This is a genomic window from Kitasatospora sp. NPDC054939 (genome assembly GCF_053610105.1).
In genome coordinates, this window is record NZ_JBSGXP010000045.1 from 8562 (window position 1) to 31380 (window position 22819).

Genomic DNA, 22819 nt, shown 5'->3' on the forward strand with positions numbered 1-22819 from the left:
ACACCCCGGGCCCCCCCCCCCGTCCCCCGGGGGGGGGGCCCCCCGGGGGGGCTGGGGGGGGGGGGGCCCCGGCGCCGCCCCGCCCGGTGGGGTCCACCGGACGGGCCGTCGTCCTCGGGAGGGGAGCCGCGCAGCCCCTCGGCGTCAGTGCACCAGCACCGGCACCTCGTTCGCCTCACCGGCGCCCGAGCCGGCCACCACGCCCGCACCGTTCGGGCGGCCGGCGTTGATCAGCACGAAGGCGATCGCGGCGGCGGCCAGCAGGATCCCGAAGGACCACCAGATGGCGGTGGAGTAGCCGTGTACCAGGCTCTGGAACTGCAGGGCCCGGGCCGCGGCCGGCTCCACCGCGCCGGTCACCGCGTGCGAGGCGGCGTACGTGGCGGTGGCGCTGGCGGCGATGGTGTTGAGCAGGGCGGTGCCGATCGCACCGCCGACCTGCTGGGAGGTGTTGACCATGGCGGAGGCCACCCCGGCGTCGCGCGGCTGGACGCCGTGCGTCGACAGGCTCATGGCCGGCATGAACGCGGTGCCCATGCCGAGGCCCATCAGCACCAGACCGGGCAGGATCAGCGCCGGGTAGGAGCTGTCCAGCTCGATCTGGGTGAGGATCAGCAGGCCGAGCGAGGCGACCAGGAAGCCGGGCGCCATCAGGTACCGGGCCGGGACCCGGGTCATCAGCCGGGCGCCGATCTGGGTCGAGCCGACGATCATGCCCGCCACCATCGGCAGGAAGGCCAGGCCGCTGACCACGGGGCTGTAGCCGAGGACGACCTGCAGGTAGAAGGTCAGGAACAGGAACAGGCCGAACATCCCGATCACGGCCAGGCCGAGCGACAGGTAGACCCCGCCGCGGTTGCGGTCCAGCAGGACGCGCAGCGGCAGCAGCGGCGTCTTCACGACCTTCTCGACCACCACGAAGGCGGCCAGCAGGACGGCCGAGGCGGCGAACATGCCGAGCGTCATGCCGGAGGCCCAGCCGTCCGACTCGGCGCGGGTGAAGCCGTACACCAGGGCGACCAGGCCGGCGGTGACCAGCAGCACGCCGGGGATGTCGAGGCGGTCGCGGTTGCGGCCCTCGGCGGGTTCGCGGATCACCAGGACGGCGCCGACGGCGGCGACCACGGCGAACGGGATGTTGACGAAGAAGGTCCAGCGCCAGTTGAGGTACTCGGTCAGCAGTCCGCCGAGGATCAGGCCGATCGCGCCGCCACCGCCGGCGATGGCGCCGAAGATGCCGAACGCCTTGGCGCGCTCCTTGGCCTCGGTGAACATGACGGCGAGCAGCGACAGGGCGGCGGGCGCCAGCAGCGCGCCGAAGACGCCCTGGAGGGCGCGGGCGCCGAGCAGCATCGCGGTGTTGGCCGCGGCGCCGCCGAGCGCGGAGGCCGCGGCGAAGCCGGCCAGGCCGACCACGAAGGTCCGCTTGCGGCCCCACAGGTCGGCGATCCGGCCGCCGAAGAGCAGCAGTCCGCCGAAGGCGAGCGCGTAGGCGGTGATGACCCACTGGCGGTTGCCGTCGGAGATGCCGAGGTCGGTCTGGGCGGAGGGGAGGGCGATGTTCACGATGGTGGCGTCGAGCACGACCATCAGCTGGGCGAGGCCGATGAAGATCAGCGCCGTCCAGCGCCGCGGATCGGGCTGGCGGGTCGCCTTGACGGCGGTTTCGGGCATGGGGGTACTCACTTCACGGTGCGTGGCTCGGGCGGGGCGGTCGGTGCGTGGTCGAACGTTCTCGGGGTCGGGTCCGGCTCGGGACCGTGGCTCGGGACGGCCGGATCGGCTCAGAACCGGGGGTTCAGGGGCCCGGTCGCCGGGTCGGGTACGGGCTCGGGTCAGGTCCGGGGGAGGAAGTCCTCGAAGGTCGCGGCCCGGCCGGGCAGGACCGAACGGGCGGGCGCCCGCATGCCGTCCAGGAACAGCTGCAGGTGCCGGTGGACGAACTCGCCGATCGGCAGGCAGGCGCTGCCCGGCAGCGGCCGGGTCAGCTGGCTGATGGCGATGAAGAGGTCGGTCTGCGCGACGTCCGGCCGGACCTCGCCGGCCAGCTGCGCCCGCTCCAGCAGGGCGCCGACGGCGGCGGTGAGCCGCTCGCGGGCCTCGACCAGGGCGGGGTCCTCGGGGTCGAGCCGGTTGCTCAGCAGCGGGCAGAGCGCCCCGGCCTGCTCGTCCACCGCCGCGTGCGCGAAGCGCTGCAGGGCGTCGAACGGGCCGGTGCTCTCCGCGGGTGCGGTCTCGGCGGCCGCCAGGACGCGGCCCTTGACCAGCAGCACCACCTCGCGGATCAGCGTGACGCGGTCCGGGAAGTTCCGGTACAGCGTCGCGTTGCCCACGCCGGCCCGCTTGGCGATCTCGTCGAGCGGGGCGTCGGCGCCGTGCTCGACGAAGACCTCGCGGGCCGCCTGGACGATCCGCTCGCGGTTGCGGGTCGCGTCGGCACGCAGCTTGGGCGTGCGGGCGGCCGTCGGCCGGGCGGCGGTGGCGGTCACGGGACTCTCCTCCTGGGTACCGGTGCTCGCGGGGCGGTCCGCGCGAGCCGGGTCGATCGGTACCGGCGATGCGGGGAAGTTCTCCCCGCTTCGTCGTACGGAGGGGTAAACGGGGATTTCCTCCCCGGAAATTTCGGCTTCCGGTGTGACCTGCGTCACGCCGTCTTCGGCGGCTGGGCGAGGTTGGCCTCGACCCGGCCGAGCAGTCGGTGCAGGGTCGCGCGCTCCTCCTCGTCCAGGCCGGCGAGGGTGAGCTCCTCCAGTTGCAGCCAGGCGCCGGCGATCGAGTCCTGCAGGGCGCGGGCGGCGGTGGTCGCCTCGACCACCGCCGCGCGGCGGTCGCTCTCGCTGCGCCGCCGCCGGACGAAGCCGGCCTGCTCCAGGCGCTGCACCATCCGCGTCACCGTCGAGGCGTCCAGGCCGAGCCGCTCGATCAGGGCGCTCTGCGGCAGCGGCCCCTCGTCCCAGAGCATCATCATCAGCAGCTCCTGCCCGGCGTGCAGGCCCGAGGGGCGCAGCAGTCGTTCGGCGGTGGCCCGGTGCAGGCGGGCGACCCGGGCGATGGCCTGGCTGGTGTCGCCGGCGCCGGCGAGGGGGTTCTGATCGCTCACGGCTCCACTCTATCGGTACTTGTCCGGCCAAAGATTTCTTCCGGAAGGGCTTGCCTGCGGCTATGGGCAGACTTTTAATTGGCCGTACAAGCAATCGCCGCGGCGCATGATCCGCCGCCGATCCCGGAGGTTCCGCCATGCGTGTCGTCAGCGCGACCGTGCCCGTCAACGACCCCGCCCGCCCGGAGCAGGTGCCGCTCACCCGCGAGGACGTCTGGGGCGGACTGCTCCGCAAGGCCGAGAACGCGGTGCCGTACGTCGCGGCGATGGAGGAGTGCACCGTGCTGGAGCGCACCGCCGACGGCCTGGTGCGCGAGGTGTCCTTCCACGGTGAGCGGCTGGTCGAGCGGGTGGTGTTCCACCCGCAGCGGCGGGTCAGCTTCCACCGCGACGACGAGGCCGCCACCTGGGTGATCCACAACGACATCGACGAGGGCGAGGACGGCCTGACCCTCACCTTCCGGGCCGAGCTGGAGCTGCACGGCCGGGAGGTCGGCGACGAGGACGCCGAGCGGATGCGGTCCGGCTACCTGCTCGCCCTCGCCACCACGCTGGCGCTCACCCGCGAGGCCGTCGCCGCCCGGGGCTGAGGTGCGCGCCGCCGGGCCGGGTCGGGTTGGGCCGCGGGGGTGCAGGCGTGCAGGGGTGTGGGGCCCGGAGTCCGGGCGGGCGGCCGCGGTCGGGTCGGCGCCCGGGGTTCAGGCCGGGGTCCGGACCAGCGCCGGGCGGTGCAGCGGGATCTCGAAGTGGACGGTGGCGACCCCCGGCCCGTGCTCGCCGCTCGGCCGGGCGTCGTACACCTCCCGGGCGAGGCTGCGCCAGAACGGCTCGGCGCCCGGGATCCGGGTGTTGGTGTGCAGGTAGAGCCGCTCGTAGCCGCCCTCCTCGGCGGCGAAGTCGCAGGCCAGTCGGACGAGTTCGCGGGCCAGCCCGTGCCGGCGGTGCTCCGCGCGGACGTACACCCGGACCAGCTGGGCGGTCGTCCCGGACGGGTAGCGCTTGACCAGGTGCCGCGGGTGCGGGGGGTGCGCGGGGCCGGTGGAGTGCAGGGCGGTGGTGGCGACCACCTCGCCGCCGCGGACGGCGACCAGCAGGGTGTGCCGGGGGTGGTCGACGTAGTGCGCCTGGAGGTCGACCACGTCGGCGTGCCACTCGGGGACGTAGCCGTAGCCGAACTCGCGGTACAGCGTGTCGAGGATCAGCCGGCGTGCCCCGGGGACGTCCTCCGGGCGTGCGGGGCGGCACTCGTAGCGGAATTGACGGTCAATCAGATCATTCATCGGATTGCTCCCAAGGGTGGCGGCGCGGGGGTGGGGCCTGTAGCGTACATGAAAACGACTTTCATCTGGCGATCCGTCCCGGCATGTTGAAAATGAAAACGGATGCCGTTAAGTTCCTCCCTGTCGAAGCCCGCCGTGGCCGAGAACGGGCCGGACCGGCCTGCTCCGGCCCGCCGAAGAGGGAGAGCCGTGGCGCATCTGTTGGTCATCGAGAGCTGGGTCGGCTCCATGAGCAGGCTCCTGCCCAGGGCGCTGGGGGAAGGCGGCCACCGCTTCACCTTCCTCACCCGCGACCTGCACCACTACCTGCGCGCCCCCGGCGCGTTCGCCGACGGACCGCACCCGCTCCTCGCCGCCGAGAACATCCTCACCGCCGACACCAACGACGACGCCGTCCTGCTCCCGTACGCCGAACGGCTGCACCGGGTGCTCGGCTTCGACGGGGTGCTCTCCTCCTGCGACTACTACCTGCCCGCCGTCGCCCGGGTCGCCCGCCGGCTCGGCCTGCCCGGGCCCGACCCGGAGGCCGTCACCGCCGCCTGCCGCAAGGACCTCACCCGCCGCACCCTCGCCGCGGCCGGCGTCCCCGGGCCCGCGTACGCCCTGTGCGGCGACCGCGAACAGGCCCTCGCCGCCGCCCGCACCCTCGGCTACCCGCTGGTCGTCAAACCGGTCGACCTGTGCGCCGGGATGCTCGTGCGCGCCGTCGCCGACGAACGCGAACTCGACGCCGCCCTACGCGCGCTGGCCGACTTCCCGGTCAACGCCCGCGGCCAGCGCCGGGAGCCCGCCGTCCTGCTGGAGGAACTCCTCACCGGGCCCGAGGTCAGCGTCGAGACCGTCACCGCCGCGGGCACCACCCATGTCGTCGGGGTCACCGACAAGAGCCTCGGCGGCGCGCCCGCCTTCGTCGAGACCGGCCACATGTTCCCCGCCGCCCTCACCGCCGCCGACGCCCGCGCCGCGGTCGACACCGCCGCCGCCGCGATCACGGCCCTCGGCCTGGACGCGGTCGTCGCGCACACCGAGATCAAGCTCACCCCGGCCGGCCCCCGGGTCGTCGAGGTCAACCCCCGCCCGGCCGGCAACCGGATCACCGAACTCGTCCGCCGGGTCACCGGCATCGACCTCGCCGCCGCCTGCGTGGACGTCGCCCTCGGCCGCGAGCCCGACCTCGCCGTCCACCCCACCGGCGTCGCCAGCGCCGCCATCGCCTTCCTGGTGCCCGGCCGCGACGGCGTGCTCGACGGCTTCGACGGCGACGACGAGGTCCGCCGCGACCCGGCGGTCATCGAGCTCACCCTCGCCGGCGCCGGCCGCCGGGTCCGCGCCGCCACCAGCAACAACGAGTACCTCGGCCACGTCATGACCGCCGACACCGGCGGGGCGGGCGCCCGCCGCACCGCCGAGAAGCTGCTCGCCTCCCTCACCCCCCGCTACTGTCCGGAGCCCTCGGCGGTGTCCGCATGAGCGGCCCGACCGCCGTCGGGACCACCGCCCCCGCCCTGGCGGTGCTCGCCGACCGCGCCCGCGCCGGCGCGTACGGGCCCGACCCGGCCGGCCGCCGCATCGCGCTCGCCTTCACCACCAGTCAGGCCGTCCGCCACGAGGGCCGTGCCCGCGGCTACCGCAACGAGGTGCTCAGCCTGCGGATCGGCGCCGCCGTCGGCTCCTGCGCCGTCGAACCCGGCGAACTGCCCCCCGGCGCCCTCGCCGAATGCGTCGGCGCGACCGTCGCCGACCTGCTCGGCCACCCGCTCGCCGCCGTCCGGACCGCCGCCCTCGACGCCTACCTCCAGGACTGCCGCCCGCACGGCCCCGCCACCGGCGCCCGCCCCCACCGGCTGCCCGCCGGCAGCTCGCTGCAGAAGTCCCGCGCCCGCGCCGACGCCGTCACCGGCCTGCTCCCGGCCGGCCGGGTGCGCCGCGTCCTGGTCGTCGGCGTGGTCAACTCCCTCCTGGAGAGCCTGCGTTCGCGGGGGATCGGGTACACCGCCTGCGACCTCAAGGGCGGCAGCACCGAATGGGGCGAACCCGTGCACCCCGACGCCGCCGCCCACCTCGCGCAGTGCGACGCCGTCCTCGCCTCCGGCATGACCCTCGGCAACGGCACCCTCGACCCGCTGCTCGCCCACGCCCGCGCCACGGGCAAACCGCTGGTGCTCTTCGCCCAGAGCGGCAGCGCCGTGCTGCCCCTGCTGATCGGCGGGGGCGTCAGCGCGGTCAGCGCCGAACCGTACCCGTTCTTCTGGCTCGACGGCGGCCCCAGCACCCTCCACCTCTACGGCGGTGGCACCCGGTGACCGCCCTGCTCTCCGCCGCCACCGGCAACCCCGACCTGCTGCCCCTGCTCGGCCGCACCCCGCTCGCCCGCATCCGCACCCCGCTGCCGCACCCGCACCCCGGCTTCTGGGCCAAACTCGAATGCCTCGGCGCGGGCGGCATGAAGGCCCGCTCCGCCGTCGCCATGCTGCGCGGCGCCCACGCCCGCGGCGAACTCCGGCCCGGCGCCACCGTGGTGGAGTCCACCTCCGGAACGCTCGGGATCGGCCTCGCCTTCGCCGGACAGGCCCTCGGACACCCCGTCGTCCTCGTCGGCGACACCGAACTCGAACCCGCCATGCGGCAGTTGCTCCACTCGTACGGCGCCCGCCTGGAGCTCGTCGACCGGCCCGCCGCCGAGGGCGGCTGGCAGGCCGCCCGGCTCGCCCGGCTGCACGAGGTGCTGGACCGGCTGCCCGACGCCTACTGGCCCGACCAGTACAACAACCCCGACAACGCGGCCGGCTACCACGCCATGGCCCAGGAGTTCGCCGCCGAACTCGACCACCTCGACGTCCTGGTGTGCAGCGTCGGCACCGGCGGCCACAGCGCCGGCCTCGCCGAACCGCTGCGCCGCCGCTGGCCGGGACTCACCGTCATCGGCGTCGACTCGGTCGGCTCCACCATCTTCGGCCAGCCCGCCCGGCCCCGCCTGATGCGCGGCCTCGGCAGCTCCATCCACCCGCGCAACGTCGCCCACCACGCCTTCGACGAGGTCCACTGGGTCGGCCCCGCCGAGGCCGTCGACGCCTGCCGCCGACTCGCCCGGGGCTGCTTCGTCAGCGGCGGCTGGTCCACCGGGGCGGTCGCCCTGGTCGCCGCCTGGGCCGCCCGGGTCCACCCCGGCGCCGCCGTCGCCACCGTCTTCCCGGACGGCCCGCACCGCTACCTGGGCACCGTCTACGACGACGACTACTGCGTGCGGCACGGCCTGCTGCCGGAGCGGGCCGCACCGCGGCCGATCGAGATCCCGCACCCCGGCGCGGTCGAGGTCACCGGCTGGGCCCGCTGCCGCACGGTCACCGACCCCGCGCCGAACGGCCCGACGCCGCTCGCCGCGAGCGCCGCCCCGGTGCCGGCCCGCACCGCCGCGCCCGTCCGTGCCGCCGAGCCGACCCGCGCCGCCGTCCTGCCGGTACCCGCCCGCTGTTCCGAGGACCGCCGTACCGACGAGCGCCGCACCGACGAGCGCCGCACCGCTGAGCGCCGTACCGACGAGCGCCGTACCGACACCCGCTGTTCCGACGACCGCCCCAGGGAGCGCCGATGAGGCTCGACGTCAGCACCACCCGGTTGGAGTTGACCGAACCGCTGCGGATCTCCCGCTCGGTCATGGCGCACCGCGACGCCGTCCTGCTCGCCCTGCGCCACGGCGGCCTCACCGGCCACGGCGAGGCCGTCAGCAGCGCCCACCTGCGGCTGCCGACCGGCCGCATCCTGCGCGAACTCGACGCCCTCCGGCCCGCCCTGGAACGCTTCCCCGACCCCGAGCAGGCCCTGGTCGAACTCCAGCGCGGCGACGCCCGCTTCAAGGAGCTCCCGGCCGGCGTCCTCGCCGCCGTCGAGGCCGCCCTGCTCGACCTGGTCGGCAAGCGGGCCGGCGCCCCCGTCCACCAACTCCTCGGCTCCCTCGCCCCGATCGCCGCCCAGACCGCCCGCACCATCGGCATCTGCGACCCGGCGCTCGCCGCCGTCCGCGCCGACCGGCTGGCCGCCGCCGGCTTCCGCCTGCTCAAGATCAAGGCCGGCAGCCCCGACCCGGCCGAGGACCTCGCCCGGGTCCGCGCCGTCCGCGAGGCCGCCCCCGGTGTCCGCCTGCTGCTCGACCCCAACGGCGCCTGGACCCCGGCCCAGGCCCTCGACCTGCTCCCCGGCTTCGCCGACCTCGGCGTCGAGGCCGTCGAACAGCCCATCGCCCCCGGCACCCCCGACGCCCTCGCCGAGGTCGCCGAACGCTCCCCGCTGCCGGTCATCGCCGACGAGGACGCCGTCGACCACGAGGACGCCCTGCGGCTGGCCGGCCGCGTCCACGGCATCAACCTCAAACTCGCCAAATGCGGCGGCGTCCACCAGGTGCTCCGGATCCAGGCCGCCCTCCGGGGCAGCGGCACCGACCTCATGCTCGGCTGCCTCGCCGCCAGCTCGCTCGGCATCGCCCCCGCCGTCCACCTCGCCGACCGGGCCCGCTGGGTCGACCTCGACGGCCACCTGCTGCTCGCCCACGACCCCTGGCAGGGCATCGGCGGCACCGACGGCACCGTCCGCACCGCCGACCGCGGCGGCCTCGGCGTACTGCCCCACCCGGGCCCGCACGCCGGCCCGCGCGCCGCCCCGGACCCCGGCCCCCGGGCGGCCGGCCGGTGAGGATACTGCGCGCCGTACGGACCTTCCCGCTGCCCGTACGGCTGCTGCTGGTCAACCAACTCGGCGTCAACACCGGCTTCTACCTGCTCGTCCCGTACCTCGCCGGACACCTCACCCAGGACCTCGGGCTCACCGCCGCCGCCGTCGGCATCGTCCTGGGCGTGCGCAACCTCAGCCAGCAGGGCCTGTTCATCATCGGCGGCTCGGCCGCCGACCGGCTCGGCGCCCGCGGCGTCATCATCGCCGGCTGCGCCCTGCGCACCGTCGGCTTCGGCCTGTTCGCCCTCGGCGACGGCCTCGCCGTCCTGCTCGCCGCCTCCGCGCTCAGCGGCCTGGCCGGCGCCCTGTTCAACCCCGCCGTCCGCACCTACCTCGCCCACCGGGCCGACGACCGCAGGGCCGAGGCCTTCGCCCTGTTCAACGTCTTCGCCACCACCGGCGCCCTGGCCGGACCGCTGCTCGGCAGCCTCCTCCTGCTGGTCGACTTCCGGGCCGCCGCCCTCACCGCCGCCGGGATCTTCGCCCTGCTCACCGTCGCCCAGGCCCTCGTCCTGCCCGCCCACCCCGTCCGCCCGCCCGAGCGCGGCGTCCTCGCCGACTGGCGCACCGTCGCCACCGACCGCCGCTTCCTCGCCTTCGCCCTCGCCATGGTCGGCCTGTACGGCATGGAGAACCAGCTCTACCTGCTGCTGCCCGACGCCGCCCGCCGTGCCACCGGCTGGACCGGCGCCGTCGGCCTGGTCTTCCTCACCTCCACCCTCGCCAACCTCACCCTCCAACTGCGCATCACCGACCGGCTCAAGCAGTACGCCGACCCCGCCCGCTGGATCGCCACCGGACTCGCCACCGCCGGCACCGGCTTCCTCGTCCCGCTCGCCGCCCCCGGCCTGCCCGGCGTCCTCACCGGCGTCCTGCTGCTCCAACTCGGCCTGATGACCGCCCAGCCCTTCGTCATGGAACTGATACCCGCCTTCGCCGGGGACGGCCTCACCGGCACCTACTACGGCCTCTACTACGTCGTCTCCGGCCTCGCCGCCGCCCTCGGCAACGCGGCCGTCGGCCACGCCATGGACACCGCCCCCGCCGCCCCCTGGCTGCTCTGCTGCGCCCTCGGCCTCGGCTCCGCCGCCGCCCTCACCCACCTGCGCCGTACCGGCCGCATCCCCCGACCGCACCCCCTCACCCCCAGCGAGGCCCGATGACTGCCGGAAACCTGCTCACCGACACCCCCGAGCTGTACGAACTGCGCTTCCCCGACCCCGACCGCACGGCCGCCCGCTGGGCCGAATCCGTCCTGCGGGCGCACGGCGCCGGCCCGGAGCTGCTCGACCTCGGCTGCGGCACCGGCCGCGACGCCGCCTGGCTGCACCGCACCGCCGGCCGCACCGTCACCGGCCTGGACAGCTCCCCGGCGATGATCGCGTACGCCCGCAGCCGCCACCCCGGCCCGGACTACCGCCTCGGCGACATGCGCGCGTTCGACCTCGGCCGCCGCTTCGACGCCGCCCTCTGCCTCGACAGCGCCCTGCTCCACTGCCACACCAACCACGACCTCGACGCCGTGCTCGGCCGGCTCCGCGCCCACCTGCGGCCCGGCGGCCTGCTGGTCGCCGAGATGCGCAACGGCGCCTTCTTCCTCGGCCGCACCGAACTCCTGGACGCCCCCAGCACCCACACCGTCACCCACGACGGCACCACCCGCACCTCGCACACCACCCTGTGGATCGACCACCCCGCCCAACTCCTGCGCCGCACCCGGATCTGGACCGCCGACGACGGGACCCCGCCGGTCGAACAGCACTCCGCCTGGCGGCTGCTCCTCCCGCAGGAACTGCGCTACGTCCTCGCCGCGAACGGCTTCGAGGTCCTCGCCCTCTACGACCGGCCCGGCCCGCGCACCGAACCCCCCTGGCAGGACGGCGACCGGCCCGCCGACACCGCCGACGCCGACCGCATCCACCTGGTCGCCAGACTCACCGGCAGCACCGGGCCCACCGCCGGTACCGGACCCACCGGCAGTGCCGGGCCCGCCGGCCGTACCGGATCCACCGCCAGCGCCAGACCCACCGGCAGCCCCACCGAAGGCAGTTGAGCACCGTGACCCACCCCCTCGCCCGCCGCACCCTGCTCGCCGCCGGCGGCACCCTCGGCCTGACCGTCCTCGGCCTGACCGCCTGCTCCCCGGCCACACCCCCCGCCGCCGACGGTGCCGCCGCCGCGAGCCCCAAGCCCGGCGGACGGCTGCGCGCCGTCTTCGCCGGCGGCGGTGCCAACGAGACCCTCGACCCCCACCTCACCAACCTCTTCGCCGACGCGGCCCGCGCCAAGGCCCTCTACGACAAGCTCGCCGACTCCGGCGCCGACCTCGCGGCCGTCCCCCGCCTGGCGAGCGGCTGGGAGCCCAACGCCGGCCTCGACGTGTGGACGGTACGGCTGCGCCGCGCCGCCTTCCACGACGGCCGCCCCGTCACCGCCGCCGACGTGCTGTACAGCTACCGCCGGATCGCCGACCCCAAACGGGCGTTCCGCGCCAAGGCCTCCCTGGAACCGGTCGACCTCGCCGCCAGCCGCGCCGTCGACCCGGGCACCGTCGAGTTCCGCCTCAAGCGCCCCTACGCCGAATTCCCCAACGTCCTGGCCGCGTTCGGCGCGTACATCGTCCCCGAGGGCACCGAGGACTTCACCCGGCCGGTCGGCAGCGGCCCGTTCTCCTTCGTCTCGTTCACCCCCGGCAGCTCCCTGCTCGTGCGGCGCAACCCCGACCACTGGGACGGCGCCCCGCACCTCGACGAGCTGGAGATCCTGGTCGCCAACGAGGAGTCCGCCCGGGTCAACGCCCTGCTCGGCGGCCAGGCCGAGTACGCCCACGAACTCGCCCCCGCCACCGCCCGCGCCCACGAGGGCAGGGGCCGGATCGGCATCGTCCGGCTGCGCAACAGCGCCATGCAGGGCTTCGTCATGAAGACCGACCGCCCGCCCTTCGACGACAAGAGGGTCCGCCAGGCGTTCTTCCACCTCGTCGACCGCAGGGAACTCGTCGACGGCGCCCTCTCCGGCGCCGGCGAGATCGGCAACGACGTCTTCGGCAAGGGCGCCCAGTACTACCCCGCCGACCTGCCGCAGCGCACCCAGGACCTCGACCGGGCCCGCGCCCTGCTCCGCGAGGCCGGCGCCGAGCAGCTCAGGGTCACCCTCGACACCTCCCCGGTCGCCCCCGGCTTCGTCGAGGCCGCCGGCATCCTCAAGGAGCAGGCCGCCCGGGCCGGCATCACCGTCGAGGTCAGGGTCGGCAACAAGGACACCTACTGGAAGGACATCCTGGACGGCGGCGTGCTCGCCTCCTACCGCTCCGGCGCCCTGCCCGTCGAGTCCCACCTCTCGCAGCGGCTGCTCACCGGCTCCACCACCAACGCCACCCACTGGCGCCACCGCGACTTCGACGACCTCTACACCCAGGCCCAGGCCACCGCCGACCCCGCCGCCCGCACCGCCCTCTACGAGCGGATGCAGCGCCGCCTCCACGACGAGGGCGGCTTCCTGATCTGGGGCTTCGCCGACTGGATCGTCGGCACCGCCCGCCGCCTGCACGGCGTGCGCTCCGACGCCCCCGCCAACACCCTCGACTGGGCCCGCTTCGACAAGGTCTGGCTGGCGTGACGCCACTGCGCCGCTGGACCGGCCGCCGCCTGCTGCTCGGTGCAGGGCAGGCGGCGGCCGTACCGGTCCTCGTCTTCGCCCTCACCGAGGCCCTGCCCGGGGACGCCGCCGTCGCCCTCGCCGGCGACGACCCCTCCCCGGAGCGGATCGCCGCCCTGCGCACCGCGATGCAGCTCGACCGGCCCGCCGCCGAACGCTTCCTCGACTGGCTGGCCGGACTCGCCCGTCTCGACCCCGGCCGCTCCCTGGTCAGCGGCCGGCCGGTCGCCGACTACCTGGCCGACGGACTCGCCCCGACCCTCCTGCTCGCCGCCCTCACCCTCGCCCTGATCGTCCCGCTCGCGGTCGGCCTCGGCATGCTCGCCGCCCGCCGCGAGGGCGGACCGCTCGACCGCACCCTCAGCACCCTCGCGCTCGCGGTCTACGCCGTCCCGGAGTTCGCCCTCGGGATCCTGCTGACCGCCGTCCTCGCCCTGCACCTCGGCTGGCTGCCGCCGACCGCCGTCGGCGGGGTGTGGCAGCAGCCGGCCGTCCTGGTGCTGCCGGTGCTGGTCCTGCTGGCCCGCCCGGTCTGCTCGATCGCCCGGCTCGTCCGGGCCGGCCTGATCGAGGCGCTCGCCGCGCCCTACGCGGTGCACGCCCGCCGCTGCGGGGTGCCCGCCGGACGGGTCCGCCGCGCGCACGCCCTGCCCAACGCCCTCGCCCCCGCCGTCCAGCAGCTCGCCCGCACCGCCGACTGGCTGCTCTGCGGCGTGATCGTCGCCGAGGCGCTGTTCGTGGTGCCCGGGCTCGGTACCGTCCTGCTCGACGCCGTCGCCGCCCGGGACGTCCCCGTGGTGCAGGGCCTGGCCGTCCTCTTCGGCCTGCTCGCCGTCGCCCTCAACCTGGCCGCCGACCTCGCCGCCCGCCGCCTCGCCCCCCGTACGGAGGCCGTCGCATGAAGCCCCTCGCGCGCCGCCCGGCCACCGCCGCCCGCGGCCCGGCCGGTCGTCCCGCAGGCCCTGGTCCCGCAGGCCGCGGTCCGGCCGATCGCGTCCGCCGCCCGGTCGCCCGGTATGCGCTCGGCGCCGCGCTGGTCGCCGTCCCGCTGCTGCTCGCCCTGGCCGGCCCGCTGCTCGCCGGCGACCCCGGCCCCCGCGCCGTCTCCTACACCCTCGGCGACGGCCACTGGCTCGGCACCGACTTCACCGGACGCGACGTCCTGCACCAGGTGCTGCTCGGCGGCCGCTCGGTGGTCCTGACCGCCGTCGCCGCCACCGCCCTCGCCTACGCCCTCGCCCTGCCGCCCGCCCTCGCCGCCGCCCTCACCGGACGCCCCTGGGTCGAGGACCTGCTGATGCGCCCCCTCGACGTGCTGATCGCGGTGCCCTCGCTGCTGCTCCTTCTGCTGGTCGCCACCGCCCTGCGGCCCGGCCCGGCCGGCCTCGCCCTGCTGGTGGCCCTCACCGCCGTCCCCGACATCGCCCGGGTGGTGCACTCCGCCGCCGTCGAGGCCGCCGCCCGCCCCGCCGTCGAGGCCCTGCGCCTGCACGGCGAGTCCTGGCGCAGGATCGCCCTCGACCAGGTCGCCCGGACCATCCGGCGCACCCTCGCCGCCGACGCCGGCACCCGGCTGGTCGGCGCCCTCCACCTGGTCAGCACCGCGGCCTTCCTCGGCGTCGGCGTCCCGCCCGACGCCGCCGACTGGGCCGTCATGGTCGACCGCAACCGCCCCGGACTCCTCCTCCAGCCCTGGGCCGTGGTCGTCCCCGCCCTGCTCGTCGCCGGACTCGCCACCGGCACCAACCTGCTGTTCGACGCGGCCCTCCAGCAGCCGCGGAAGGAGGCACGGCGATGACCGTCCTGGCCGAGATCGACGGCCTGCGGATCGAGACCGGCGGCCGGACCCTCGTCGACGGCGTCCGCCTGCGGGTGCGGCCGGGACGGGTCACCGCCCTGGTCGGCCCCTCCGGCAGCGGCAAGACCACCACCGCCCTCGCCCTGCTCGGCGAGTACCCGCCCGGCGCCCTGGTCAGCGGCCGGGTCAGCACCGCCGGAGGCCCGATCGGCTACGTGCCGCAGCACCCCGCCGCCGTGCTCAACCCCGTCCGCCGGGTCGGCGTCCTGCTGCGCGACATCGCCCGCGGCACCGGCGGCGGCCCCGAAGCCGTCCACCGGGCCCTGCGGCAGGCCCGGCTCGACGACGTCGACGCCGTCCTGCGCCGCTACCCGCACCAGCTCTCCGGCGGCCAGCAGCAGCGGGTGGTGCTCGCCCAGGCGCTGCTGCTCGGTGCCCGGGTGATCATCGCCGACGAGCCCACCACCGGCCAGGACCCCGCCACCAAGCGGCTCCTCACCGCCGAACTCGCCCGGCTCGCGGAGCAGGGCCTCGGGCTCGTCCTGCTCAGCCACGACCTGGACGTGGTGCGGGAGCTCGCCGACGAGGCCGTGCTGCTGGACCGGGGCCGGACGGTCGCCTCGGGGCCGCCCGCGGAGGTCCTCGCCGCGTCCGCTGTGTCCGGGGCGGTCACCGTGTCCGGGGCGGTGGCCGTGCCCGGGCCGCGTCGGAGGGCCGCGGACCGCCCCGTCCGGCTGGAGGCCACCGGGCTCACCGCCCACCACCCCGGCGGCGCACCCGTCCTGCACGACGTCGCCCTGACCCTGCACGCGGGGGAGTGCCTGGCCCTGGTCGGCCGCTCCGGCAGCGGCAAGACCACCCTCGGCCGCTGCCTGGCCGGCCTGCACACCCGCCACCGCGGCACCCTGCGGCTCGACGGCCACCCGCTCCCGCGCAGCACCCGGCGCCGCAGCCGGGCCCAACTCGCCGCCGTCCAGTACGTGTTCCAGGACGCCCGAGCCGCCTTCGCGGACCACCGCACGATCGCCGACCAGGTCGCCCGGGCCGCCGTCCGCCTGCGCGGCCTCACCGCCCCCGCCGCCCGCGCGGAGGCCCTCGCCCTGCTCACCGGCCTCGGCCTCGCCACCGGCCAGGCCGACCGCCCGCCCGGTCGGCTCTCCGGCGGCGAACTCCAGCGCGCCGCCCTCGCCAGGGCCCTGATCGTCCGGCCCGCCGTCCTGGTCTGCGACGAGATCACCTCCGGCCTCGACACCGCCACCCGCACCGCCGTCCTCGACCACCTGCGCGAACGCCGCGACCACGACGGCCTCGCCCTGCTCCTCATCACCCACGACCCGGCCACGGCCGCCCTCGCCGACGCCGTCCTGGAACTCTCCGCCGGCCGCCCGTCGACGCCCCGCCGCCCCACGGGCCCGGAACCCTCCGCCCACGCCTCGCGGTGAGGCCGGGTACCGCCCCGGCGACCACCCCGCGCCGTCGGCCGCGCCCGCGCGCTGATCCGACGGGAAGTGTCGGACACGCCCTAGGCTGAAGCCGCCCGGGCGGTCCGTCGGCCGTGGGTGCCGGGAGGGGCCCGGCGGCCGGGCGGGTGGAGGTGCGCGATGGGCAGCGGTGGGACCGGCAGCGGTGAGACCGCCACGGTGCGCTGCGTGGCGGCCGTGCCGTGCTGGGTGAGCCTGATGGCGCACGACCTCGACGCGGCGAAGGCCTTCTACGGCCCGCTGCTCGGCTGGGAGTTCGAGCCCGGCCCGGACCGTTTCGGCCCGTACGTGCACGCGGTGGCCGGAGGCGAGGCGGTCGCCGGGCTCGGCACCGGGGCCAGCGGCTTCGGCATGCCCGTCGCCTGGACCAGCTACTTCGGCACCGAGAGCGCCGATGCCGCCGCCGACGCCGTCCGCGAGCGCGGCGCCACCCTGGCGGTCGGCCCGCTGTCGTTCGACGCCGGGCGGGTGGCCTTCGCGGCGGACCAGCAGGGGGCGGTCTTCGGCATCTGGGAGGGCCCGCTCGGCCGCGCCCGGAAGCTGGACCTGCCGGGCGCCCCGGTCTGGATCGAGCTGCGCACCCCGGACCCGTTCGCGGCGGCGCTGTTCTACGGCGAGGTGTTCCGCTGGGACGGCCGGGACCCGGAGCGCTTCGAGGTGCGCTGGGAGCACGACCGGGTGGTGCTGCGGGCCGAGGGCCACAGCGTGGCGGCCCTCTCCCGGGAGCAGGAGTCCGGCCCGACCGGGCTGCCCCCGCACTGGGAGGTCTCGTTCTCGGTGCAGGACACCGACCGGGCCGTCGCCCGGGCCCGCTCCCTCGGCGGTACGACCGTCGGGCCGGTCTTCGACACGCCGTACGGGCGGATGGCGCGGCTGCAGGACCCGGAGGGCGGCCGGTTCGCGGTGATCAGCCCCAAGGTGTGAGCAGCCCCAAGGTGTGAGCGGCCCCAGGAGGTGAGCAGCCCGGAGGGCTGAGCGGGCCCGGCGCCGCTTCCGGGTGTCAGGACGGGTCGGGCACGCTCTCGCCGGCGCCGCTCTGTGCCGTGCGGTCGGCGCGCAGCCGGTCCGCGAGTTCGTTGCGGGCGGCGGCGGGCAGGGCCTTCCGGGCGGCCGGGTAGAGCTGCTCCTCCTCGGCCGCGACGTGGCGGCGGACCAGCGGGCCCAGGCCGCCGAGCAGGGTGGCGAAGGCGGGTTCGTCCGGCGAGAGGCCCTGCAGGTCGGAGAGGTACTGCCCGAGCCCCAGGTGGTCGTGGATGGCCGCGAACACCAGTGCCCCGCCGTCGCCCACGTCGTGCTGGACGGCCGGGAACAGGTGTTCCTCCTCCGCGGCACAGTGGCTGAACAGCAGGTCGGTCAGCTGCCCCAGCAGCTCGGACCGCTCGGGCGCGCCGGGCGGCGCGGCCTCGATCCGGTCGAGCAGGTCCGTCGCGGCGCGGTGGTCCGCGGTGAGTTCCCCGAGGATGTCCGGCCTGCGGCCCATGGTGTGCCCGCCCGTCTCGTCGGAAAGGTGCTGGCCCTTCCAGTATCCGGCGCGGGCCCGCGGTGCCGGGTTCCGGGCGCCGCCGGGGGTGGATGGGGGCCGGGGTGCGGGCCCGGTTCAGGCCCGGTTCAGGCCCGGTGCGGGCCGGGTTCAGGGGCGGTCGCGGCGGCCGGTGAGGGCCAGCAGCCGGGTCTGCGGGCTCGCGTCGTCGGGGACGTCCAGCGGCGGGTCGAACAGCCCGCTGCCGGAGAGGTCGCCGTACCCGCCGATCTCGCCCAGGGCGAAGTCGACCAGGGCGGCCGGCAGCCGGGTCCGGCGGTCGATGCCCTCGGCGAGGTCCCAGGTGTGCACGACGGCGTCGGCCGTGAGCTGGTCCAGGTACGCGCGGGCGGGGACGTCGCCGTACGAGAGGTGCACGGTCAGCCCGGTGGCGCCGGGTTCCAGGAAGGCCTGCAGGGCGGCCTCGGCGGCGGCGGTCCAGGCGGCGAGGGGGTCGTCGCCGAGGACGTCGCCGTCGAACCGGCCGCCGACCTCGGAGATCGTCGATCCCATCAGCAGCTCGGGCACCCACAGCTGCTCGGAGGTGAGGTGGTTCACCACGTCCCGGACCGACCATTCGCTGCACGGCGTCGGCCCGCCCCACTGCCCGGGCGCGATCAGCCGCACCCGCTCGCCGAACTCCGCCAGCGCCTCCGCGTACGGCACCCCGAGCTGCACCTCGCCACGATCACGCATACCTCCACCCTGCCCCGACCCCGCCCCACCCCGCCATTCCGCGGCCCCTGCGCACCGGAGGCCCGGCCCCACCGCCGGCCTCCGGCCCCCCGCCTCCGGCGCCGCCCGCCGCCCCGCGCTCGCCCCCCGCCTCCCGGCGGCTCAGTTGTTCAAATTCAAACTTCCAGGTACGGTCGGAGTCCCGGTTCGAATTTGAACTACCTCTCCCACCCTCGATCGCTGGAGACGACCATGCCGAGCATCAGCCCGAGCACGACCGCCCCCACCACCACGCCCGCCGCCGCGTCCGCCACCTCTCCGCACGCCTACGACGCGGGGCTGCTCCTGCTGCGCCTCGTGCTCGGGCTGACGATGGCCGCGCACGGCAGCCAGAAGCTGTTCGGCTGGTTCGGCGGCGGCGGGCTCGACGGGACCGGGAAGTTCTTCACCATGAGCGGCTACCCGGCCGGTGACGCGATGGCCGTCGTCGCGGGCCTGACCGAGACGCTGGGCGGTCTGGCCCTGGCGGTCGGCCTGCTGGCGCCGCTCGCCGGCGCCGCGATCGTCGGTGTGATGGTGAATGCGCTGGCGGTCACCTGGGGCGGCGGCTTCTTCGCTCCGAAGGGCAGCGAGTACGAGCTGCTGCTGACCGCCGGTGCCGCCGCTCTGGCGCTGACGGGCCCGGGCGGCTATGCGGTGGACCGCTTCCTGCCGGTGGTCCGGGCGCACCGCCTGGCGTACGGGGCCGCCGCCGTGGTGGTCGGGCTGGCGACCGCGGGGGTGATCCTGCTGCTGCGCAAGTAGTCGCCGGTAGCAGGGCTGCGGCCGCCGTGGCGGAGGGTCAGAATCCTTCCGTGCGGCGGCCGTTCGCGTTCTGTCGGCGCCGAAGGGGTTCCGCCGCCATGTGATGTATGCCATGGTACATGTCACACTCCCCACCGGTTCGGTGCATGACATCCGGAGGTCATGCCCGTGAACGGTCCTCACTCCCCGTACGGCCGCGCCCCCAACGCGGTCGCTGAAGGCCCGGAGGCCCCCACGTGAGAACCGCCCGATCCCTTCGACTGCCGTACCTGGTGCGGCTGTTGACCGTGGCGCTGGCATGCTGTCTGGCGCTCGCCGTGTTCACCCCGCGCAGTCAGGCGGCCCCCCTCCCCGCCCCGCCGGCCGCGGACGGCGGCGCAGGGGCGCTCGCCCCGCAGCCCGCCCCCGACGCGGCGCAGAGCGCGCACGAGGCCGACCACGGCCGCGCCGCCGTGCCGGCCCGCGAGCGCGCCCCGATCGCCGTGTCCGCCACCCGGCCGACCGTCGACGCCGATCCCGCCGCCGCCGATCCCGCCGCGAAGCAGAACGGGCTCGGCGCCCCCTCCACGGCCCAAGCCGCCTGCAACGTCGGCGACTTCACCGGCCGCACCGGAAGCGCCCTGGTCCAGGCGGTCAAGGCGGCCGAGGTGTCCTGCATCAACACGCTGTTCAACCTCACCGGCTCCGACGCGCGCGGCGCGTTCCGCGAGGAGCAGATGACCGCCGTGGCCTGGGCGCTGCGCGACGCGTCCGCCGCCTACCCGGGTGACAACAGCACGTCGGTGTCCCAGCTGGTGCTGTTCCTGCGGGCCGGCTACTTCGTGCAGTGGTACCACCCCGGCGACGTCGGCACCTACGGCACCGCCCTGCGGACCGCGATCCGCGGCGCCCTGGACGCGTACTTCGGCAGCGCCCGCTCGCGCGACGTCACCGACGCCAACGCCCGCATCCTCGGCGAGGCGGTCATCCTGGTCGACAGCGCCCAGGAGAACACCCACTACCTGCCACTGGTGAAGCGCCTGCTCGTCGAGACCGACAGCAGCCGCTTCCCGTCCGTCCCGTCGATGGCGGGCGCGCTCAACGGCGTCTTCACCGTGCTGTGGCGCGGCCACCAGACGGCCGGTTTCGCCGATGCCGTCCGCGCCGACCAGGGCGTGCTGGACGCCGTGCACCGCTTCGCCGACGGCAACGGCGCCCTGCTCGGCACCGACCTCGGCTACGTGGTCTACAACGCCAGCCGCGAGCTGGGCCGCTTCCTCCAGTACGAGGACCTGCGCGGCAAGCTGCGCCCGCTCTACAAGGGCCTGGCCGACCGCAGCGCGCCGTCCGGCCGCACCGCCCACCAGTGGGCCGCCGTCGCCGAGATGGCCGACGAGTACGACGCGGGCAACTGCTCCTACTACGGCACCTGCGACGCCCCGAACCGGCTGCGCACGGGCATCCTGACGGTCGCCCACACCTGCAGCCCGAGCATCCGGATCGCCGCCCAGCAGATGACCGCCGAGAACCTCGCGGCGACCTGCACCAGCCTGCTCAACCAGGACGCCTACTTCCACGCCGTCGCCAAGGACTCCGGTCCGGTGGCCGACGACCGCAACAGCACCATCGAGGTCGTCGTCTTCGACACCAAGTTCGACTACGGGGTGTTCGCCGCGGCGATCTTCGGCATCCGGACCGACAACGGTGGCATGTACCTGGAGGGCAACCCGGCCACCCCGGGCAACCTGCCGCGCTTCCTCGCGTACGAGGCGACCTGGCTGCGCCCGGCGTTCGAGATCTGGAACCTCAACCACGAGTACACCCACTACCTCGACGGCCGCTTCGACATGTTCGGCGACTTCACCGCCAACATGACCACCCCGACCGTCTGGTGGGTGGAGGGATTCGCCGAGTACGTGTCGTACTCGTACCGCAAGGAGACCTACCAGGCGGCGATCGACGAGGCCGGGCGGCACACCCACAAGCTCAGCACGCTCTTCGACACCACCTACGACAACGCCGACTCGACCCGGATCTACCGCTGGGGCTACCTGGCCGTCCGCTACATGCTGGAGAAGCACCGCGCCGACCTGGACGCCGTGCTCGCCAAGTACCGCACGGGCGACTGGAACGGGGCCCGCAGCCTGCTGAAGACCACCATCGGCACGCGCTACGACGCCGACTTCGACAGCTGGCTGACCGCCTGCGCCTCCGGCGGCTGCGGCACCACCACGCCGCCCGGCAACCAGGCGCCCACGGCCGCCTTCGGTGCCGCGATCAGCGGGCAGAACGTCTCGTTCACCGACCGCTCCACCGACCCGGACGGCCGGATCGCCTCCCGGGTCTGGAACTTCGGCGACGGCACCGGCTCCACGGTGGCCAACCCGTACAAGACGTACAGCGCGGCCGGCACCTACACGGTGAGCCTGACCGTCACCGACGACAAGGGCGCCAAGGCGACCAGCACCCAGAGCCTGGTGGTCGGCGCCGCGTCGGAGTGCCCGGGCGGTGACATCCGGGTGCTCGGCCAGAACTGCCGCCGCAGCAACATCGGGGCGACGGCCGGCAACTACGCGCACTTCTACCTGTACGTCCCGGCCGGTACCGCCCGGGTGACCGTCAGCAGCGCCGGCGGCACCGGCAACGCCGACCTGTACTACAGCAGCAGCAGTTGGGCGTACACCCACGCGTACACCAGCCGCTCGGCGGGCCCGGGCAACACCGAGACGCTGACGATCACCAACCCGCCCGCGGGCTACGTGTACTTCAGCCTCCACTCCGAGCAGGGCTTCGGCGGCGTGACGGTCACCGCGCGCTACTGATCCCGGCACCCCGAACGGCCCCGGCGGGGGGATCGCACCCCTCCGCCGGGGCTCCGCCGTGCGTCCGGGGCCCGAGGCGGGTCCTCAGTGCCCTGGGTCAGGCGCCGATCCGGACCAGCGCGAGCGTGATGTTGTCCGGCCCGCCGGCCTCCACCGCCGCCCGCCACAGCTCGAACGCGGCCCGCCCGTCGGCCCGTTCGCCCGCCTCCTCGGTGTACGCGCGGATCAGCACCCGGTGCAGTTCGGCGTCCTCGACCGGATCGGTGAGGCCGTCGCTGCACACCAGGTAGCGGTCGCCGGGGGCGAGCGGCCCGACCCGGACGTGCGGTTCCACGTAGGTCAGTCCGAGCGATCCGCCGAGGGTCTGGGTGACCAGGGCGGTGCTGCGGCGGCCGGGCGACGGGGGAGGGCTGTCGTCGACGCTGACCCGCTGCAGTCCGCCGTCCTCGACCCGGTAGACCCGGCTGTCGCCGACGTTGAAGACCACCGCCCGTTCGGGCAGCAGCACCACCCCGGCGACGGTGGTGCCCATCGCGGCCAGCTCGGGGGCGCCGGCCGTCGCCGCGTACACCTCCCGGTTGCAGGACTTCAGTTCCTCCCGGACGGCCTCCTCGCCGTCCAGGCCGAGCCCGTCGGCCGCCAGGCGCCGGGCGACCAGGCCGCTGGCGATCTCGCCGCCCGGGTGGCCGCCGAGGCCGTCGGCCACCGCGACCACGCAGGGCGGGCCGAGCGGGAAGAGCAGGGTCTGCGGATTGGTGGTGACCGTCGCGCAGAGCGTCCACGGCCCTACGGTGAGGCTGTCCTCGTTGTGCTCCCGGACCAGCCCCTCGTGGCTCAGCGCGCTCACCGAGATATAGCCCGCCATCGGCTCGCCGTCCTTCCGGATCCTCCGGGCCGGCCACTCCTGCCCCTCCATTGTGGCGCGCGCCGTTGGCCCGGGCCGGACGGGATGGGAGCCGGGGCGGGAATAGCCCCGGGC

General features: G+C 75.4%; 20 protein-coding genes and 1 pseudogene. 14 read left to right on the forward strand and 7 right to left on the reverse strand.

All coding sequences use genetic code 11. The annotated features are described in order from the left end of the window. Positions 1 to 144: 144 nt before the first annotated feature. The 3 genes from ACWGB8_RS15410 to ACWGB8_RS15420 all read right to left on the reverse strand — a co-directional run bounded on the left by ACWGB8_RS15410 (position 145) and on the right by ACWGB8_RS15420 (position 3100). Positions 145 to 1674 carry an MFS transporter gene (locus ACWGB8_RS15410; RefSeq protein ID WP_452213870.1) on the reverse strand — a complete coding sequence of 510 codons (1530 nt, stop codon included), beginning with the start codon at positions 1672 to 1674 and terminating at the stop codon, positions 145 to 147. A gap of 161 nt (positions 1675 to 1835) precedes the next feature. Next, positions 1836 to 2489 (reverse strand): TetR/AcrR family transcriptional regulator, encoded by a 654-nt coding sequence (locus tag ACWGB8_RS15415; protein WP_452213872.1) that lies wholly within the window; start codon positions 2487 to 2489, stop codon positions 1836 to 1838. Positions 2490 to 2644: 155 nt separating this feature from the next. Next, complete coding sequence (locus ACWGB8_RS15420; protein WP_452213874.1) at positions 2645 to 3100, reverse strand: MarR family winged helix-turn-helix transcriptional regulator; 456 nt, start codon at positions 3098 to 3100, stop codon at positions 2645 to 2647. 137 nt (positions 3101 to 3237) lie between these two features. Here ACWGB8_RS15420 and ACWGB8_RS15425 point away from each other — a divergent pair, with 137 nt between their 5' ends. Continuing rightward, on the forward strand, positions 3238 to 3690 hold the full coding sequence (locus ACWGB8_RS15425; protein WP_452213876.1) for an AtaL-like protein: 453 nt from the start codon (positions 3238 to 3240) through the stop codon (positions 3688 to 3690). A gap of 108 nt (positions 3691 to 3798) precedes the next feature. On the opposite strand, the gene ACWGB8_RS15430 is transcribed toward ACWGB8_RS15425, so the two are convergent. Beyond that, positions 3799 to 4380, reverse strand: a complete 582-nt coding sequence (locus tag ACWGB8_RS15430; protein ID WP_452213877.1) for a GNAT family N-acetyltransferase — start codon at positions 4378 to 4380, stop codon at positions 3799 to 3801. 189 nt (positions 4381 to 4569) lie between these two features. Here ACWGB8_RS15430 and ACWGB8_RS15435 point away from each other — a divergent pair, with 189 nt between their 5' ends. From ACWGB8_RS15435 to ACWGB8_RS15485, 11 genes and pseudogenes are all read left to right on the forward strand, one after another. Next, positions 4570 to 5850: an ATP-grasp domain-containing protein gene (locus ACWGB8_RS15435; protein WP_452213878.1), complete on the forward strand. Its 1281-nt coding sequence runs from the start codon at positions 4570 to 4572 to the stop codon at positions 5848 to 5850. After that, entirely contained in the window at positions 5847 to 6683 is an 837-nt protein-coding gene (locus tag ACWGB8_RS15440; protein WP_452213880.1) for a Rossmann-like domain-containing protein, read from the forward strand. The genes ACWGB8_RS15435 and ACWGB8_RS15440 overlap by 4 nt, the downstream gene beginning before the upstream one ends. Continuing rightward, positions 6680 to 7732, forward strand: a pseudogene (locus ACWGB8_RS15445) (pyridoxal-phosphate dependent enzyme); the annotation flags it as partial. The gene ACWGB8_RS15440 and the pseudogene ACWGB8_RS15445, both read left to right, overlap by 4 nt. A gap of 236 nt (positions 7733 to 7968) precedes the next feature. Beyond that, positions 7969 to 9066, forward strand: coding sequence for a dipeptide epimerase (locus tag ACWGB8_RS15450; protein WP_452213882.1), 1098 nt, complete (start codon positions 7969 to 7971; stop codon positions 9064 to 9066). Then, complete coding sequence (locus tag ACWGB8_RS15455; protein WP_452213883.1) at positions 9063 to 10268, forward strand: MFS transporter; 1206 nt, start codon at positions 9063 to 9065, stop codon at positions 10266 to 10268. The genes ACWGB8_RS15450 and ACWGB8_RS15455 overlap by 4 nt, the downstream gene beginning before the upstream one ends. Then, positions 10265 to 11158: a class I SAM-dependent methyltransferase gene (locus tag ACWGB8_RS15460; protein WP_452213885.1), complete on the forward strand. Its 894-nt coding sequence runs from the start codon at positions 10265 to 10267 to the stop codon at positions 11156 to 11158. The genes ACWGB8_RS15455 and ACWGB8_RS15460 overlap by 4 nt, the downstream gene beginning before the upstream one ends. After that, entirely contained in the window at positions 11155 to 12723 is a 1569-nt protein-coding gene (locus ACWGB8_RS15465; protein ID WP_452213887.1) for an ABC transporter substrate-binding protein, read from the forward strand. The genes ACWGB8_RS15460 and ACWGB8_RS15465 overlap by 4 nt, the downstream gene beginning before the upstream one ends. Further along, positions 12720 to 13664, forward strand: a complete 945-nt coding sequence (locus tag ACWGB8_RS15470) for an ABC transporter permease (protein ID WP_452213889.1) — start codon at positions 12720 to 12722, stop codon at positions 13662 to 13664. Before ACWGB8_RS15465 ends, ACWGB8_RS15470 begins: the two co-directional genes overlap by 4 nt. Next, positions 13661 to 14560 carry an ABC transporter permease subunit gene (locus ACWGB8_RS15475; RefSeq protein WP_452213891.1) on the forward strand — a complete coding sequence of 300 codons (900 nt, stop codon included), beginning with the start codon at positions 13661 to 13663 and terminating at the stop codon, positions 14558 to 14560. Before ACWGB8_RS15470 ends, ACWGB8_RS15475 begins: the two co-directional genes overlap by 4 nt. Then, a complete protein-coding gene (locus ACWGB8_RS15480; protein ID WP_452213892.1) occupies positions 14557 to 16002 on the forward strand; it encodes an ABC transporter ATP-binding protein in 1446 nt (481 codons plus the stop codon). Before ACWGB8_RS15475 ends, ACWGB8_RS15480 begins: the two co-directional genes overlap by 4 nt. A gap of 159 nt (positions 16003 to 16161) precedes the next feature. Continuing rightward, positions 16162 to 16965 carry a VOC family protein gene (locus tag ACWGB8_RS15485; protein WP_452213893.1) on the forward strand — a complete coding sequence of 268 codons (804 nt, stop codon included), beginning with the start codon at positions 16162 to 16164 and terminating at the stop codon, positions 16963 to 16965. A gap of 76 nt (positions 16966 to 17041) precedes the next feature. Here the strand turns inward: ACWGB8_RS15485 and ACWGB8_RS15490 are convergent, their stop codons facing one another. Then, positions 17042 to 17521 (reverse strand): hemerythrin domain-containing protein, encoded by a 480-nt coding sequence (locus ACWGB8_RS15490; RefSeq protein WP_452213895.1) that lies wholly within the window; start codon positions 17519 to 17521, stop codon positions 17042 to 17044. A 150-nt stretch (positions 17522 to 17671) separates the two neighbouring features. After that, entirely contained in the window at positions 17672 to 18256 is a 585-nt protein-coding gene (locus tag ACWGB8_RS15495) for a TIGR03086 family metal-binding protein (protein ID WP_452213897.1), read from the reverse strand. 231 nt (positions 18257 to 18487) lie between these two features. Here ACWGB8_RS15495 and ACWGB8_RS15500 point away from each other — a divergent pair, with 231 nt between their 5' ends. Both ACWGB8_RS15500 and ACWGB8_RS15505 read left to right on the forward strand, forming a co-directional pair. Next, positions 18488 to 19039: a DoxX family protein gene (locus tag ACWGB8_RS15500; protein WP_452213899.1), complete on the forward strand. Its 552-nt coding sequence runs from the start codon at positions 18488 to 18490 to the stop codon at positions 19037 to 19039. A 236-nt stretch (positions 19040 to 19275) separates the two neighbouring features. Continuing rightward, positions 19276 to 21840, forward strand: coding sequence for a collagenase (locus tag ACWGB8_RS15505; protein WP_452213901.1), 2565 nt, complete (start codon positions 19276 to 19278; stop codon positions 21838 to 21840). A 97-nt stretch (positions 21841 to 21937) separates the two neighbouring features. Here the strand turns inward: ACWGB8_RS15505 and ACWGB8_RS15510 are convergent, their stop codons facing one another. After that, positions 21938 to 22705 (reverse strand): PP2C family protein-serine/threonine phosphatase, encoded by a 768-nt coding sequence (locus ACWGB8_RS15510; protein ID WP_452213903.1) that lies wholly within the window; start codon positions 22703 to 22705, stop codon positions 21938 to 21940. Positions 22706 to 22819 lie beyond the last annotated feature (114 nt).